This window comes from Pseudoxanthomonas sp. SE1, assembly GCF_029542205.1.
Classification (GTDB): Bacteria; Pseudomonadota; Gammaproteobacteria; order Xanthomonadales; family Xanthomonadaceae; genus Pseudoxanthomonas_A.
Map to the genome: position 1 here is coordinate 1,273,993 of NZ_CP113783.1, position 14,777 is coordinate 1,288,769.

The window sequence follows — 14,777 nt, forward strand, 5'->3', positions numbered from 1 at the left end:
CGCGACGCTTCACTTCTTCAGCTTGTCCACCAGCGCCCGCAACGCCTGCTGCGTATCGGGCGCGTGCCATGCATCGACGAAGCGTTCCAGTTGGATCAGGGAAGGATCCAGGGCCTCGACCAGGTCGCGACGGGCGAGGGCGCGTGTCTGCAACATCGGGTGGTGCGGCAGGCGCAGCAGTTGCTGCAGCCATGCGGCGGCACGTGCGGTGACTTCGTCCTGACCGACCAGTTCATCGACCAGGCCGATCTCCAAGGCGCGTTCGGCGGGCACCATCTCGCCCGCGACCAGCAGGCGTTCCGCGCGGTAGGTGCCCACGACGCGACGCATCAGGCGCTGGATGCCCTCCGGTACGACCAGCCCCACCTGGGTCTCGTTGAGGCCCAGAGCGAAGGGACGGGCGGGATCCGCGCTGCGCGCCATCACGCGGTAATCGCAGCACAGCGCCAGGACGCAGCCGCCAGCCGGCGCGTGGCCGGTGATGGCCGCCACTACCGGGACGCGTGATTCGGCCAGCGTGCGCGCCGCGCCGAAGAATGCCTGCCAGGCGTCGAGGAGTGCCTTGCGGTCGTCGCCCAGTGACAGCAGATAGGGAACGTCCATGCCGGCAGAGAAGATCTTCGGGTTGCCGGCCAGCACGATGCCGCGCACCCCATGGTCCAGCGCGGCGTTGAGCGCGTCGATCAGGGCGCGGCACAGCTCTGTGTTCAGAGCATTGACGGGCGGGCGCGCCAGCCGGATCTCGCGGATGTCGCCATGGTCGAAGGTGTCGATGAGTCCGGTCATTCATCCGCTCCCTGAAGTCAGGCCGGTATCATAGGCGCATGAACCATCGCACTGGAATGATCGGCCTGTCCGCGCTCTTGATCGCCTGCATCGGCTCCGCCAACGCGGCAGAGTGCCTTCCCGTGGTGAAGGCTGCCTGGGTGCGCCTGCCGCCGGTCGCGATGCCGATGATGGCGGGCTTCGGTCGCATCGAGAATCCGTGCAAGGCGCCGGTAAGCATCGTCGGTGCCGAGAGCCTCGCCTTCGACGACGTGTCCTTGCACGAAACGCGCGAAGAGAACGGCGTAAGCCGGATGCGCGAAGTGGCCGCGCTGCCCATCGCGCCCGGCAAGGTGGCAGAGCTGAAGCCGGGTGGCCTGCACCTGATGCTGCACGGTCCCTACCAGTCGTTGGCCGCCGGCGAGAAGGTCGTGATCACGCTGAAGCTGGCCGATGGCCGCTCGTTGCCGGTGCAGTTCGAGGTGCGCAAGTCGTCGCCCTGAGATCCTGGAGTGCAGGTGTGGGAGCGACGTGAGTCGCGAATGCAACCGCGCCAGATCACGCATATCGCGACTCACGTCGCTCCCACAGGGTTGCTTGCTGGACCTATTCCGACACCGCCCTGATCGCCGCCGGCAGTGGCGCGCTGTGGCCGGTCTGCGTGTCCATCCAGACCACCACCACGTTGCCGTCGGAATACAGCACGCTGTCGTCCTTGGCCGACACGATGCGGTGGCCGATGGTGACGCTGCTGGTGCCCAGCCGGTCGACGTAGAGTTCAACCACCACATCATTCGGCCATGTCAGCGGGCGCTTGTAGTTGATGTTGTTGGCCGCCACGACCGGCGCGATGCGGTCGGTCATCGACACTTCCGGCACCGTCAGCATCCAGCGCACACGGGCTTCCTCCAGGTACGAAATGTACTTGGCGTTGTTGACGTGGCCCATGCTGTCCATGTCGCGCCAGCGCACGCCGATCGGAATCTTCGCCAGCAGCTTGCGGCCGGCGGCGTTGGGATCGGTTGCGCTCATCGTGCGGCCTTCTTCGTCGTGGACTTGGTGGTTTTCTTGGTGGCGGACTTGCGCGGGGGCAGCACGTCGGGCTTGGCGACGGCAGCCGGCTTGCTGGCCTTGGGCGCCTTCGATTCGGGCAGCAGCTTGGCGAGGAAACGGCCAGTGTGCGAACCGGGATGCGCCGCGATCTCTTCCGGCGTACCGGTCGCGAGAATCTGTCCGCCACGGTGGCCGCCTTCCGGACCCAGGTCCACCACCCAATCCGCGGTCTTGATGACGTCCAGGTTGTGTTCGATGACGACGATGGTGTTGCCGTCGTCGCGCAGCTTGTGCAGCACGGCCAGCAGGTGCTCGATATCGTGGAAGTGCAGGCCGGTGGTCGGCTCGTCGAGGATGTACAGCGTACGGCCGGTATCGCGGCGCGAGAGTTCCTTCGACAGTTTCACGCGCTGCGCTTCGCCGCCGGACAGCGTGGTCGCGCTCTGGCCCAGCTTGATGTAGCTCAGGCCCACGTCCATCAGCGTCTCCAGCTTGCGCGCGATCGACGGCACCGGCTCGAACAGGGTCAGCGCATCCTCGACGGTCATTTCCAGCACGTCGTTGATGTTGTAGCCCTTGTAGAGGATCTCCAGCGTCTCGCGGTTGTAGCGCTTGCCGTGGCAGACGTCGCAGGGCACGTACACGTCAGGCAGGAAGTGCATCTCCACCTTGATCATGCCATCGCCCTGGCAGGCCTCGCAGCGGCCGCCGCGCACGTTGAAGCTGAAGCGGCCCGGCGAATAGCCGCGTGCGCGCGCTTCCGGCACCTGCGCATACAGTTCGCGCAACGGCGTGAACAGACCGGTGTAGGTCGCCGGATTGGAACGCGGCGTGCGCCCGATCGGCGACTGGTCGATGTCGACGACTTTGTCGAACAGATCCAGTCCGGTCACTTCGCGATACGGCGCCGGCTTGTGCGACGCGCCGTTGATCTCGTTGGCGGCCAGCGAATACAACGTGTCGTTGATCAGCGTGGACTTGCCCGAACCCGACACGCCGGTGACGCAGGTGAACAGTCCCGACGGAATGTCCAGGTCGACGTCCTTCAGGTTGTTGCCGGTGGCGCCGCGCAGGTGCAGCGTCATCTTCGGGTTGGCCTTGTGGCGCGCCTTCGGTACCTCGATCTGGCGCTTGCCGGAGAGGTACTGGCCGGTCAGCGAACGCGGCGCTTCCAGCAGGTCCTGCAGCGTGCCCTGGCCGACGATCTCGCCACCGTGCACACCGGCGCCCGGCCCGATGTCGAGCACGTAGTCGGCCATGCGGATGGCGTCCTCGTCGTGCTCCACCACGATCACGGTGTTGCCGAGGTCGCGCAGGCGCGTCAGCGTGCCCAGCAGACGCTCGTTGTCGCGCTGGTGCAGGCCGATGCTGGGCTCGTCGAGCACGTACATCACGCCCACCAGCCCGGCGCCGATCTGCGACGCCAGTCGGATGCGCTGCGCTTCGCCGCCGGAGAGCGTGTCGGCCTTGCGCTCCAGCGTCAGGTAGTCCAGGCCCACGTCGACCAGGAAGCCAAGGCGTTCCGCAATCTCCTTGACGATCTTGGTGGCGATTTCTCCGCGCCAGCCTGGCAGGTCGAGGCCGCGGAAAAACGCCAGTGCTTCGTCCACCGGCAACACCACCAACGACGGCAGCGGACGGTCGGCGACGAAGACATTGCGCGCGGACTTGTTGAGTCGCGCGCCCTGGCAGTCAGGGCAGGGGCGATCGCTGATGTACTTCGCTAGTTCCTCGCGCACTGCGGGCGATTCCGTCTCGCGGTAGCGGCGCTCCAGGTTCGGCACGATGCCCTCGAAGCGATGCTTGCGCTGCGTGCGTCCGCCCGATTCGGTGAGATAGGTGAAGGTGATGGTTTCTTCGCCACTGCCGTACAGCACGGCTTGCTGCACCTTCTCCGGCAGCGATTGCCACGGCGCGTCGGTGTCGAACTGGTAGTGCTTGGCCAGCGAAGCGATCAGCTGGAAGTAGTACGCATTGCGGCGATCCCAGCCGCGCACCGCACCAGCGGCCAGCGACAGTTCCGGATGCACCACCACGCGCGCCGGATCGAAGAACTGCGCGACGCCCAAGCCGTCGCAGGTGGGACAGGCGCCGACCGGCGAGTTGAACGAGAACAGGCGCGGTTCGAGTTCGGGCAGCGAGTAGTCGCAGACCGGACACGAATACTTCGACGAGAACAGCAGCGGTGCGGATTCGGGCTGGTCCAGCGACATCACCTGGGCCATGCCGTCGCCGAGTTTCAGCGCGGTCTCGAAACTTTCCGCCAGGCGCTGTTTGAGGTCCTCGCGCGGGCGGAAGCGGTCGATCACGGCTTCGATGGTGTGCTTCTGACGCAACGCCAGCGGCGGGACGGCATCGATTTCATGCAGCTCGCCATCCACGCGCACGCGCACGAAGCCCTGCGCGCGCAGCTGGTCGAACACCTGTGCATGCTCGCCCTTGCGCTCGCGGATCACCGGCGCCAGCAGCATGTAGCGCTGTTCGCCATCGAGCGCCAGCACCTGGTCGACCATCTGGCTGACGGTCTGCGCTTCCAGCGGGTAGCCGTGGTCGGGACAGCGCGGCAGGCCGACGCGTGCGTACAGCAGGCGCAGGTAGTCGTAGATCTCGGTGATCGTGCCGACGGTGGAGCGCGGGTTGTGGCTGGTCGACTTCTGTTCGATCGAGATCGCCGGCGACAGGCCTTCGATGTGGTCGACGTCCGGCTTCTCCATCACGCTCAGGAACTGGCGTGCATATGCCGACAGCGATTCCACGTAGCGGCGCTGGCCCTCGGCGTAGATCGTGTCGAACGCCAGCGACGATTTGCCGGAACCGGACAGGCCGGTGATCACGATCAGCTTGTCGCGCGGCAGGTCGAGATCGATGTTCTTGAGATTGTGGGTACGGGCTCCGCGGATGCGGATGAAGTCCATGGCCATCGGGTGGGGGGTCCGGAAAGCGAACAAGGAAGCGTAGCGATCTGCCTAAGTGGGGGCAAATACCGCCATTGCCAGCGAAGTGGCGGGTTCGGGTGGGCAGTTCAGTCAGGCGGGGCGCGACGACCCGGGTGGGGTGGCGGGCCAGGCCGCCGCCGTGCCCGCGACCGCCGTCGGCAAGCCGGGCCACGGGAAGCGATCCATCCAAGTCATTGATCTACAATGGTCTGCCCCGTTGCGGGCGGGACCTGCGACCGCCTTCAGGCAGCAGTCTGCGCGCAGATGCGGACAATTCCTGTCCGTGAAGGCGGTGCCTAGGGCGCCGGTGATGGTTCTGCGCGAGGGCGGGGTTGACCGTAACTCGCTGAATCCACTAAAATTCCGCTTCTGTCCGCCCTCGATGGCAGGCAGGCTCCAGAAAATAACTACAGAAACCAAGGAATCCACATGTACGCAGTCGTAGTCACGGGCGGTAAGCAGTACCGCGTGATGAAGGGCGAGACGCTCCGCGTCGAGAAGCTCGAAGCCGAAGCCGGCAACGAGCTCACCTTCGACAACATCCTGATGCTGGGCGATGGCGAGACCATCAGCCTGGGTGACGCCCTGAAGGGCGCCACGGTCACCGCGAAGGTCGTCGGCCATGGCCGCGCCGACAAGGTGCGCATCATCAAGTTCCGCCGCCGCAAGCACCACATGAAGCGCCAGGGTCACCGGCAGCATTACACCGAAATCGAAATCACCGGCATCAACAAGTAAGGAGAAGCAGTCATGGCACATAAAAAGGGCGTAGGCTCATCGCGCAACGGCCGCGACTCCAATCCGAAGATGCTGGGCGTCAAGGTCTTTGGTGGTCAGGCGATCGATGCGGGCAACATCATCATCCGCCAGCGCGGCACCCAGTTCCATCCGGGTCCGGGCGTCGGCCTGGGCCGAGACCACACGCTGTTCGCGCTGGTCGACGGCAAGGTCGAGTTCTCGATCAAGGGCGCCAAGAAGCGCCGTACCGTGAGCGTGGTGACGGAAGCCTGAGGCTTTCGCGCACGCTGAGCGAAGGGCCCCGCCGCGTGCGGGGCTTTTCGTTTGCGGGCATGTCGTTTCCAGTGCATGACGCCGGTCGCATCCCGCATTCGTTCCACATCCCCTCATTACGTCAGTCCAATCCCATGAAACTCGTAGACGAAGCAGAAATCCAGGTCGGCGCCGGCAACGGCGGCAACGGTTGCGTGGGGTTCCGCCGCGAGAAGTTCATTCCGCTGGGCGGGCCTGACGGGGGCGATGGCGGCAACGGCGGCAGCGTCTGGCTGCAGGCGGACGAGAACCTCAACACCCTGGTCGACTTCCGCCACCAGACCCAGTTCCGCGCCCAGCGCGGCGAGAACGGCATGGGCCGGCAGATGTACGGCAAGGCGGGTGAAGACCTGACCATCACGGTGCCCGTCGGCACGGTGGTGACCAACGTCAGCACCGATGAGGTGATCGGCGACCTCACCCAGCATGGCGACCGTCTGCTGGTGGCCAAGGGCGGCAAGGGCGGCTTGGGCAACATGCATTTCAAGAGCTCGATTACCCGTGCGCCGCGCAAGGCCACGCCGGGTGAAGAGGGCGAGGAGCGCCTGCTGAAGCTGGAGCTGAAACTGCTGGCTGATGTCGGCTTGCTTGGCTTTCCGAATGCGGGCAAGAGCACTTTCATCCGCGCGGTGTCGGCGGCGACGCCGAAGGTGGCCGACTACCCGTTCACCACGCTGTATCCGAACCTGGGCGTGGTCAGCGTGGAAGCGCACCGCAGCTTCGTGATCGCCGACATCCCGGGCCTGATCGAGGGCGCTGCCGACGGTGCCGGCCTGGGCGCGACGTTCCTGCGCCACCTGCAGCGCACGCGCATCCTGCTGCATCTGGTGGACATGGCGCCGATGGAAGGTGGTGTGGACGGCATCGATCCGGTCGAACAGGTGCGCGCCATCGAGCGCGAGCTGGAGAAACATGACCCCGAGCTGCTGCAGAAGCCGCGCTGGCTGGTGCTCAACAAGGCCGACCTGATGTTCGAGGACGAGGCCAAGGAGCGCGCCGACGAGATCATCGCCAGCCTGGGCTGGACGCAGCCTTGGTACCAGGTATCGGCGATTTCGCGCGAAGGCACCTGGCCGATCATGAAGGATGTGATGGCGTTCTTCGATCGCCAGAAGGAAGAGGCCGACGAGGCCGCCCGCGAGGGCTGAGTGTCGAACAGAACCCGCCGGATGGCGGGTTTTTTCATGTGGCCGTTCCGCCATCGCCAGGGCACAGGCAAAAAGAAACCCGCCTTTCGGCGGGTTCCCGTGTCTTCGCGTTGCGTACCGCCGTGAATCAGGCCGCTTGCAGGGCCTTGATGCGGGCGTTCAGGCGGCTCTTGTGGCGGGCAGCCTTGTTCTTGTGGATCAGGCCGCGCGAGCTCAGGCGGTCGAGGATCGGCTGGGCCGAGACGAACGCGGCCTGGGCGCCGGCGGCGTCGTTGGCGTCGAGCGCCTTCAGGACTTTCTTGACGGCGGTGCGCAGCATCGAACGCTGACCGGCGTTGCGCGCATTGCGCACGACGGTCTGCTTGGCGCGCTTCTTGGCGGACTTGATATTTGCCACGGTGGGATTCCTGGTGAATACCTGAGAGAATTCAGGGGGTGAACGGAAGACGGGTAATTGAGCCGGAAATTATGGGGCATTCAATGGGTTGCGTCAACCGGGGTCGTCCCCGGGAAAAGGGGGGGCGATGAGCGGCAGGTTGCTGCGTTCGGCCGCCGTCTTCAGCTCCATGACCTTCCTGTCCCGGCTCTCCGGCTTGGTCCGGGACCAGGTTTACGCGCACGTCTTCGGCGCCAGCGCGATGATGGACGCCTTCTTCGTGGCGTTCCGCATCCCCAACTTCATGCGGCGGCTGTCGGCCGAGGGCTCCTTCTCGATGGCCTTCGTCCCGGTCCTGGCCGAGTACAAGGCCACCCGCAGCGCGCAGGAGGTCAAGGCCCTGGTCGACCGGGTAGCCGGCACACTGGCTGCCGCGCTGATGGTACTGACCGCCATCGTCATCCTGATTGCGCCGCAGATCGCCCGGCTCATCGCGCCGAACTTCGATGCCGGGCAGACGGCGATGTTGACCGATCTGCTGCGGATCACCTTCCCCTACGCGCTGTTCATCTCGCTGGCGTCGCTGGTCGGCGCCATCCTCAACAGTTACCAGCGCTTCGCCATCCCGGCGCTGTCGCCGATCCTGCTGAACGTGGCGATGATCTCGGCGGCGCTAGCCGCCAAGGAATGGTTCGGCAGCTCGGTCATGGTGCTGGGCTGGGGTGTATTCGTCGCCGGCCTGCTGCAGCTGGGTTTCCAACTGCCCTCGCTGTTCCGGATTGGCCTGCTGCCACGACCCAGGCTGGATGTGGCGCACGCGGGCGTCCGCAGGATCATGACCCTGATGGTGCCCACGTTGTTCGGGTCCTCGGTGGCGCAGTTCAACCTGCTGTTGAACACCTGGGTGGCCACGCTGCTGATCAGCGGCAGCGTCAGCTGGCTTTACTACAGTGACCGTCTGCTCGAGTTCCCGCTGGGCATGTTCGGCGTCGCCATCGGCACGGTGATCCTGCCGCACCTTTCCAGCCGGCATGCCGAGACCGATCCCGAGGGCTATTCGAAGGGGCTGGACTGGGGTTTCCGGCTCTGCCTGCTGATCGGTCTGCCGGCCTGCGCAGGGCTGATCCTGTGCGCCCAACCGCTGCTGTCCACCCTGTTCCAGTACGGCAAGTTCGGGGACCTCGACGTGCGGATGGCCAGCTGGAGCCTGATGGCGCAGTCGATCGCGATACCGGCGTTCCTGCTGGTCAAGGTGCTGGCGCCGGCGTTCTATTCGCGGCAGGACACCCGCACCCCGGTGAGGGCGGCGGTGGTGGCGGTGCTGACGAATGCGCTGTGCCTGCTGCTGTTCTTCGCGCTGCTGCTGCACGCCACGGAACCTGGCCAGCAGGCGCTGCGGGCGACCGGCGGCAATCTGATGCTGGCCCTGGGTCAGGTGCAGGGCGCGCACACACTGCTCGCGCTCGCCATCGCCATCGCCGGCTGGGTCAACGCGCTGCAGCTGGCCTGGCTGCTGCGCAAGGCCGGCGTGTACCGGCGTCAACCGGGATGGGCCCGGTTCCTGCGGCAGATCATCCTTGCGACGGTGGCGATGACCCTGGTGGTGGTCGCGTTCCGCTTCGTCTGGGTCGACTGGACCCCATGGGCCTGGTGGGAGCGCGGCTGGCGGCTGGCAGTGATGGTCGGCGCGGGCGGTGGACTGTATGCCGGCCTGCTGTACCTGCAGGGCATCCGTCCACGTGACCTGCGTGGGCATTGAAGCGGGCCCGGACGGCTATACTTCAAGGTCTTGCAATATCCCGGATCCGCCGTGGGCGCATCCGTTCTGACAGGAATCCATGAGCAGGCTGTTCCGTGACGTCGATGGCGGGTCTCTGTGCCCGCACGGTAGCGTGGTCTGCATCGGCGCCTTCGATGGCCTGCACTCGGGCCACCGTGCGCTGGTGCGGCATGCCGTCGCCCGTGCCCGCGCGCTCGGCGTGCCGGCGGTGGTAATCACCTTCGAGCCGCTGCCGCGCGAGTTCTTCTCGAAGGACCATCCGCCGCCGCGCCTGACCCTGGCGCGCGCCAAGGTCAAGGGCCTGCTGGACCTTGGCGCTGATCGCGTCGGCCTGCTGCGCTTCGATGCCAAGCTTTCGGCGATGTCGGCAGAGGACTTCGTCCGCACCCTGCTGGTCGGCCGGCTGGCAGCCCGCGAGGTTTGGATCGGCCCGGAATTCCGCTTCGGCCATCGCCGTGGCGGCGACGTCGGCCTGTTGCAGGCGATGGGGAGCGAACTCGGCTTCAGTGCCGACTCGATCCCGCCGGTCGAAGTGCAGGGCGACCGCGTCTCCAGCACCCGCATCCGCGAAGCGCTGAAGGCCGGCGACTTCACCACCGCCACCCGCCTGCTGGGTCGGGCGTATGCGATCGGCGGCCGCGTCGTGCGCGGCAAGCAGCTCGGACGCACGCTCGGGTTTCCGACCGCCAACCTGCGCTTCCCGAAGACGCCGGCCCTTTCCGGCATCTACGCCACCTGGGTGCACGGCGTGGGCGACCAGCCCTGGCCGTCGGTGTCCAGCTTCGGCACGCGGCCGACCGTCGAAGGCGTGGAGCCGTTACTTGAAGCCCACCTGTTCGATTTCGCCGGCGACCTCTACGGGCGCCATATCGAAGTCGAATTCGTCGCCAAGCTGCGCGACGAACTGAAATTCCCCGATCTGCCCAGCCTCACCGAGCAGATGCATCGCGATGCCGAGCAGGCGCGCGCACTCCTTTCCGAACACAAAGAACGAGCGACGGCGTGAGCCAGGACTACAAAGCGACCCTCCATCTGCCCGCCACGGATTTCCCGATGCGCGGCGACCTGCCCAAGCGCGAACCCGACACGCTGGCGCGCTGGGAAAGCCAGGGCCTGTATGCGCAGTTGCGCGACAACGCCAAGGGCCGCCCGCTGTTCGTGCTGCACGACGGCCCGCCGTACGCCAACGGGGCCATCCACCTCGGTCACGCGGTCAACAAGATCCTGAAGGACATCATCGTCAAGTCGAAGTACCTGGCCGGCTTCGATGCGCCTTACATCCCGGGCTGGGACTGCCATGGCCTGCCGATCGAGATCGCCATCGAGAAGAAGTACGGCAAGGTCGGCGTGAAGCTCGATGCGGTCGAGTTCCGGCAGAAGTGCCGTGAATACGCCGAGTCGCAGATCGACATCCAGCGCAAGGACTTCAAGCGCCTGGGCGTGATCGGCGACTGGGACAACCCGTACAAGACGCTGGATTTTCGCTTCGAGGCCAACGAGATCCGCGCGCTGGCCAAGATCGTCGCCAACGGCCACCTGACGCGCGGCGTGAAGCCGGTGCACTGGTGCTTCGACTGCGGCTCGGCGCTGGCCGAGGCGGAGATCGAATACGCCGACAAGGTCTCGCCCGCCGTCGACGTCGCCTACGCCGCGCGCGATGCGCAGGCAGTGGCGAGGGCGTTCGGCGCCACCGTGCCTGCCGATGTCGAGGTCGCGCTGCCGATCTGGACTACCACGCCGTGGACGCTGCCGGCCTCGCTGGCGATCTCCATCGGCGGCGATCTGGAATACGCCCTGGTCGAAGGTCCCGCGCACGACGGCAAGCGCCGCTGGCTGGTGCTGGCCGATGCGCTGGCCGCGCGCGCGCTGCAGCGATACGGCGTCACCGACGTGGTCGTGCATGCACGTGTGAAGGGCAGTGCGCTGGAAGGCGTGCTGTTCGCGCATCCGTTCTACGACACGCGCGACATCCCGGTGCTGCTGGGCGACCACGTGTCGGCCGAAGACGGTACCGGCGCCGTGCACACCGCGCCCGGCCACGGCCAGGAGGACTATGTCGTCAGCAAGCAGTACGGCCTGCTGGACACGTACACCGCCGCGCAGCTCAACCCGGTCGATGGCCGTGGCGTGTACCTGCCGTCCACGCCGGCCGCGCGTGGCGTGGAGCTCGCCGGCCTGCATATCTGGAAGGCCAACGACATCATCATCGACGTGCTGAAGCAGGACGGTACGCTGCTCGCTTTCAGCAAGATGGAACACAGCTACCCGCACTGCTGGCGCCACAAGACGCCCATCGCGTTCCGTGCCACGCCGCAGTGGTTCATCTCGATGGAACAGGCCAACCTGCGCGCCGACGCGCTCGAGGCGATCAAGCAGGTCGGCTGGTTCCCGCAGTGGGGCGAAGCCCGCATCGCCGGCATGGTCGATGGCCGTCCGGACTGGACCATCTCGCGCCAGCGCACCTGGGGCGTGCCGATCGCGCTGTTCGTGCACCGCGAAACCGGCGAGCCGCACCCGCGCAGCGTCGAGCTGATGCGTGCAGTGGCGGACAAGGTGGAGCAGGGCGGCGTCGATGTCTGGTACACGCTGGACGCCGCCGAACTGCTGGGCGACGAAGCGAAGGACTACGACAGGATCACCGACATCCTCGATGTCTGGTTCGATTCCGGCGTCACCCACGAAGCGGTGCTGCTGGACCGTGGCATCGGCAAGCCGGCCGACCTCTACCTGGAAGGCTCGGACCAGCATCGCGGCTGGTTCCAGTCCTCGCTGCTGACCGGCGTGGCGATCGACAAGGCGGCGCCGTACAAGCAGTGCCTCACCCACGGCTTCACCGTGGACGAGCACGGCCGCAAGATGTCCAAGTCGCTGGGCAACGGCATCGAGCCGCAGGACATCATGAAGACCCTGGGCGCGGACATCCTGCGCCTGTGGATCGCCAGCGCCGACTACAGCAACGAGATGTCGCTGTCGCAGGAAATCCTGAAGCGCAACGCCGACGCCTACCGGCGCCTGCGGAACACCGCGCGCTTCCTGCTCAGCAATCTCAACGGCTTCGATCCCGCGCGCGATCGGGTGGCCCCGGCCGACATGGTCGCGCTGGACCGCTGGATCGTGCATCGCGCCTACGAGGTGCAGGAGAAGATCAAGGCCGCCTACGACCGCTACGACTTCGCCGAGATCGTGCAGGCGCTGCTGAACTTCTGCAGCGTCGACCTGGGCTCGCTGTACCTGGACGTCACCAAGGACCGCCTGTACACCATGCGCGAGGATTCGCGCGGGCGCCGCAGCGCGCAGACGGCGATGTTCCATATCGCCGAAGCCTTCGTGCGCTGGATCGCGCCGGTGCTCAGCTTCACCGCCGAGGAGATGTGGGGCTATCTGCCCGGCGAACGCGCCGGCAACGTGTTGTTCGCCACCTGGTACGACGGCCTGGTGCCGCTGCCGGAAGATGCCGCGTTGAATGCTGCCGACTTCGACGAACTGCTGGCGCTGCGCGAGCAGGTCGCCAAGGTGCTTGAGCCGATGCGCGCCAACGGCCTGATCGGCGCCGCGCTGGAAGCCGAGATCACGGTGTCGGTGAATGCCGCCACTGCGGTGAAGTGGCAGCCGCTGGCCGAAGAGCTGCGCTTCCTGTTCATCAGCGGCGACGTCACCGTATCCGAAGTCAGCGCCGACGAGGTCTTCGTGCTGGCTACGCCGACCACCAAGAGCAAGTGCGTGCGCTGCTGGCACTACCGCGCCGATGTCGGCGCGCATGCCGGGCATCCGGAACTGTGCGGCCGCTGCGTCAGCAACATCGATGGTGCTGGCGAAGACCGCCGCTGGTTCTGAGTTTCCTCTGTAGGAGGGGCTTTAGTCCCGATCGAGGCATCGGGGCTGAAGCCCCTCCTACAGGTTTCTTCCAACAGGAATGCGATGAACAAACACCCCAAACCAAACGCACTCATCTGGCTGCTGCTGTCGGTGGTGGTGATCGGCCTTGACCAGTGGTCCAAGGCATGGGTGCTGGCCTCGCTGCCGGAATACACCGCCATCCCGGTGATCGAAGGCTTCTGGAACTGGTATCGCACCTACAACACCGGCGCGGCCTTCAGCTTCCTCGCCGATGCCGGCGGCTGGCAGTTGTGGTTCTTCACCGTGCTGGCGGTGGGCATCAGCAGCCTGCTGGGCTTCTGGCTGTCGCGCACTGCGCGCGGCGACTGGCGCCAGGCGCTGCCGTACGCACTGGTCATCGGCGGTGCACTGGGCAATGTCATCGACCGCCAGATCCACGGGCACGTGATCGACTTCATCCAGTGGTACTACTGGCCCGGCAAGGAATGGCCCGCGTTTAACATCGCCGATTGCGCGGTGGTCGGCGGCGCCATTGGCATTGCGCTGTTCGGCCTGTTCGACGGCAAGAAGAAGGCCGCGTAGGGCGGGCCCCGGCCCGCCGCTCGGTGACACACCCCTACGGTGGGCCAGGGCGCACCCTACGGGGCGCATCGCGGCGGTTTGCCCTCACCCCGCTCCCCTCTCCCGCGGGCGGGAGAGGGGCGTAGGCGCCATGCGGAATAGGCACCGGCAACACGTTTAGCGTTTCATTTTCCTGCCTTCGGTATTATCGGATTCTATGGACGTCCTGCTCGCCAATCCCCGTGGTTTCTGTGCCGGCGTCGACCGCGCCATCGAGATCGTCAAGCGCGCCATCGAGACGCTGGGCGCGCCGATCTACGTGCGGCATGAAGTGGTGCACAACCGCTTCGTCGTCGATGACCTCAAGCAGCGCGGCGCGATCTTCGTGGAAGAACTCGACGAAGTGCCCGACGGCGCCACGGTCATCTTCAGTGCGCATGGCGTGTCCAAGGCCGTGCGCAACGAGGCTGAAAGCCGTGGCCTGAAGGTGTTCGACGCCACCTGCCCGCTGGTCACCAAGGTGCACCTCGAAGTGGCGCGTCATTGCCGTGCCGGCCGCGATGTGGTGCTGATCGGCCACGCCGGCCACCCCGAGGTGGAAGGCACGATGGGCCAGTGGAGCCGCGAGGGCGGCGACGGCCACATCTACCTGGTGGAAGACATCGAGCAGGTGGCCACGCTGGACGTGAGCCAACCCGAAAACCTGTTCTACACCACCCAGACCACGCTGTCGGTGGACGACACGGTCGGCATCATCCAGGCGCTGCAGGGGCGGTTCCCGGCCATCCAGGGGCCGAAGAACGATGACATCTGCTACGCCACCCAGAACCGCCAGGACGCCGTGCGCGATCTGGCCAAGGAATGCGATCTCGTGCTGGTCGTGGGTTCGCCCAACAGCTCCAACTCCAACCGCCTGCGCGAGCTGGCCGAACGTGATGGCGTGGAGTCGTACCTGATCGATGGCGCGCACGAGATCGATCCGCGCTGGGTCGAGGGCAAGCAGCGCGTCGGCGTGACCGCCGGTGCGTCCGCGCCCGATGTGCTGATCGAAGGGGTCATCCAGCGCCTGCGCGACCTGGGCGCGGGTGGTGTCAGCGAACTCGCAGGCGAGCCCGAGAACATGGTCTTCGCACTGCCCAAGGAACTGCGGCTGCAACTGGTGTCCTGACGGCTCCTGGCGCCGGCCCCGGACGGACCGGGGAATGGAGCCGCGAAGAACGCAGCGGCTTCAAACCCGCCATGCGAGGAGCGTACTCTCCGTGCGACCGCGC

The 14,777-nt window shown here is 66.2% G+C and carries 13 protein-coding genes; 9 read left to right on the plus strand and 4 right to left on the minus strand.

Features of this window, described 5'->3' with window-relative positions; genetic code table 11:
• Positions 1-9: 9 nt before the first annotated feature.
• Positions 10-786: an enoyl-CoA hydratase/isomerase family protein gene (locus tag OY559_RS05825; protein WP_277729119.1), complete on the minus strand. Its 777-nt coding sequence runs from the start codon at positions 784-786 to the stop codon at positions 10-12.
• Between the two features lie 38 nt (positions 787-824).
• Here OY559_RS05825 and OY559_RS05830 point away from each other — a divergent pair, with 38 nt between their 5' ends.
• Complete coding sequence (locus tag OY559_RS05830; RefSeq protein WP_277729120.1) at positions 825-1,268, plus strand: copper chaperone PCu(A)C; 444 nt, start codon at positions 825-827, stop codon at positions 1,266-1,268.
• 103 nt (positions 1,269-1,371) lie between these two features.
• Here the strand turns inward: OY559_RS05830 and OY559_RS05835 are convergent, their stop codons facing one another.
• The gene (locus OY559_RS05835) at positions 1,372-1,797 is read right to left on the minus strand and encodes an acyl-CoA thioesterase (RefSeq protein WP_277729121.1); all 426 of its coding nucleotides are present in this window, start codon (positions 1,795-1,797) and stop codon (positions 1,372-1,374) included.
• Positions 1,794-4,739 (minus strand): excinuclease ABC subunit UvrA, encoded by a 2,946-nt coding sequence (uvrA, locus tag OY559_RS05840; RefSeq protein ID WP_277729122.1) that lies wholly within the window; start codon positions 4,737-4,739, stop codon positions 1,794-1,796. Before uvrA ends, OY559_RS05835 begins: the two co-directional genes overlap by 4 nt.
• A gap of 444 nt (positions 4,740-5,183) precedes the next feature.
• Here uvrA and rplU point away from each other — a divergent pair, with 444 nt between their 5' ends.
• From rplU to cgtA, 3 genes are all read left to right on the plus strand, one after another.
• Positions 5,184-5,492 carry a 50S ribosomal protein L21 gene (rplU, locus tag OY559_RS05845; protein ID WP_055935657.1) on the plus strand — a complete coding sequence of 103 codons (309 nt, stop codon included), beginning with the start codon at positions 5,184-5,186 and terminating at the stop codon, positions 5,490-5,492.
• Between the two features lie 12 nt (positions 5,493-5,504).
• On the plus strand, positions 5,505-5,765 hold the full coding sequence (gene rpmA / locus OY559_RS05850) for a 50S ribosomal protein L27 (protein WP_142123858.1): 261 nt from the start codon (positions 5,505-5,507) through the stop codon (positions 5,763-5,765).
• 134 nt (positions 5,766-5,899) lie between these two features.
• The gene (cgtA, locus tag OY559_RS05855; protein WP_277729123.1) at positions 5,900-6,952 is read left to right on the plus strand and encodes an Obg family GTPase CgtA; all 1,053 of its coding nucleotides are present in this window, start codon (positions 5,900-5,902) and stop codon (positions 6,950-6,952) included.
• Positions 6,953-7,079: 127 nt separating this feature from the next.
• On the opposite strand, the gene rpsT is transcribed toward cgtA, so the two are convergent.
• A complete protein-coding gene (gene rpsT, locus OY559_RS05860; protein ID WP_062355047.1) occupies positions 7,080-7,349 on the minus strand; it encodes a 30S ribosomal protein S20 in 270 nt (89 codons plus the stop codon).
• A gap of 127 nt (positions 7,350-7,476) precedes the next feature.
• On the opposite strand from rpsT, the gene murJ reads away from it, so the two are divergent.
• From murJ to ispH, 5 genes are all read left to right on the plus strand, one after another.
• Positions 7,477-9,087 (plus strand): murein biosynthesis integral membrane protein MurJ, encoded by a 1,611-nt coding sequence (gene murJ / locus OY559_RS05865; protein WP_277729124.1) that lies wholly within the window; start codon positions 7,477-7,479, stop codon positions 9,085-9,087.
• Between the two features lie 79 nt (positions 9,088-9,166).
• On the plus strand, positions 9,167-10,114 hold the full coding sequence (locus OY559_RS05870; protein WP_277729125.1) for a bifunctional riboflavin kinase/FAD synthetase: 948 nt from the start codon (positions 9,167-9,169) through the stop codon (positions 10,112-10,114).
• Entirely contained in the window at positions 10,111-12,942 is a 2,832-nt protein-coding gene (gene ileS / locus OY559_RS05875) for an isoleucine--tRNA ligase (RefSeq protein ID WP_277729126.1), read from the plus strand. Before OY559_RS05870 ends, ileS begins: the two co-directional genes overlap by 4 nt.
• Positions 12,943-13,026: 84 nt before the next feature.
• The gene (gene lspA / locus OY559_RS05880) at positions 13,027-13,527 is read left to right on the plus strand and encodes a signal peptidase II (protein WP_277729127.1); all 501 of its coding nucleotides are present in this window, start codon (positions 13,027-13,029) and stop codon (positions 13,525-13,527) included.
• A 196-nt stretch (positions 13,528-13,723) separates the two neighbouring features.
• On the plus strand, positions 13,724-14,674 hold the full coding sequence (ispH, locus tag OY559_RS05885) for a 4-hydroxy-3-methylbut-2-enyl diphosphate reductase (protein ID WP_277729128.1): 951 nt from the start codon (positions 13,724-13,726) through the stop codon (positions 14,672-14,674).
• The last annotated feature ends 103 nt before the right edge of the window (positions 14,675-14,777 follow it).

What these genes read in the sequence shown, in the direction of transcription:
- OY559_RS05825 (WP_277729119.1), bottom strand. Translation starts at nt 786, where the DNA reads ATGACCGGACTCATCGACACCTTCGACCATGGCGACATCCGCGAGATC.
- OY559_RS05830 (WP_277729120.1), top strand. Translation starts at nt 825, where the DNA reads ATGAACCATCGCACTGGAATGATCGGCCTGTCCGCGCTCTTGATCGCC.
- OY559_RS05835 (WP_277729121.1), bottom strand. Translation starts at nt 1,797, where the DNA reads ATGAGCGCAACCGATCCCAACGCCGCCGGCCGCAAGCTGCTGGCGAAG.
- uvrA (WP_277729122.1), bottom strand. Translation starts at nt 4,739, where the DNA reads ATGGCCATGGACTTCATCCGCATCCGCGGAGCCCGTACCCACAATCTC.
- rplU (WP_055935657.1), top strand. Translation starts at nt 5,184, where the DNA reads ATGTACGCAGTCGTAGTCACGGGCGGTAAGCAGTACCGCGTGATGAAG.
- rpmA (WP_142123858.1), top strand. Translation starts at nt 5,505, where the DNA reads ATGGCACATAAAAAGGGCGTAGGCTCATCGCGCAACGGCCGCGACTCC.
- cgtA (WP_277729123.1), top strand. Translation starts at nt 5,900, where the DNA reads ATGAAACTCGTAGACGAAGCAGAAATCCAGGTCGGCGCCGGCAACGGC.
- murJ (WP_277729124.1), top strand. Translation starts at nt 7,477, where the DNA reads ATGAGCGGCAGGTTGCTGCGTTCGGCCGCCGTCTTCAGCTCCATGACC.
- OY559_RS05870 (WP_277729125.1), top strand. Translation starts at nt 9,167, where the DNA reads ATGAGCAGGCTGTTCCGTGACGTCGATGGCGGGTCTCTGTGCCCGCAC.
- lspA (WP_277729127.1), top strand. Translation starts at nt 13,027, where the DNA reads ATGAACAAACACCCCAAACCAAACGCACTCATCTGGCTGCTGCTGTCG.
- ispH (WP_277729128.1), top strand. Translation starts at nt 13,724, where the DNA reads ATGGACGTCCTGCTCGCCAATCCCCGTGGTTTCTGTGCCGGCGTCGAC.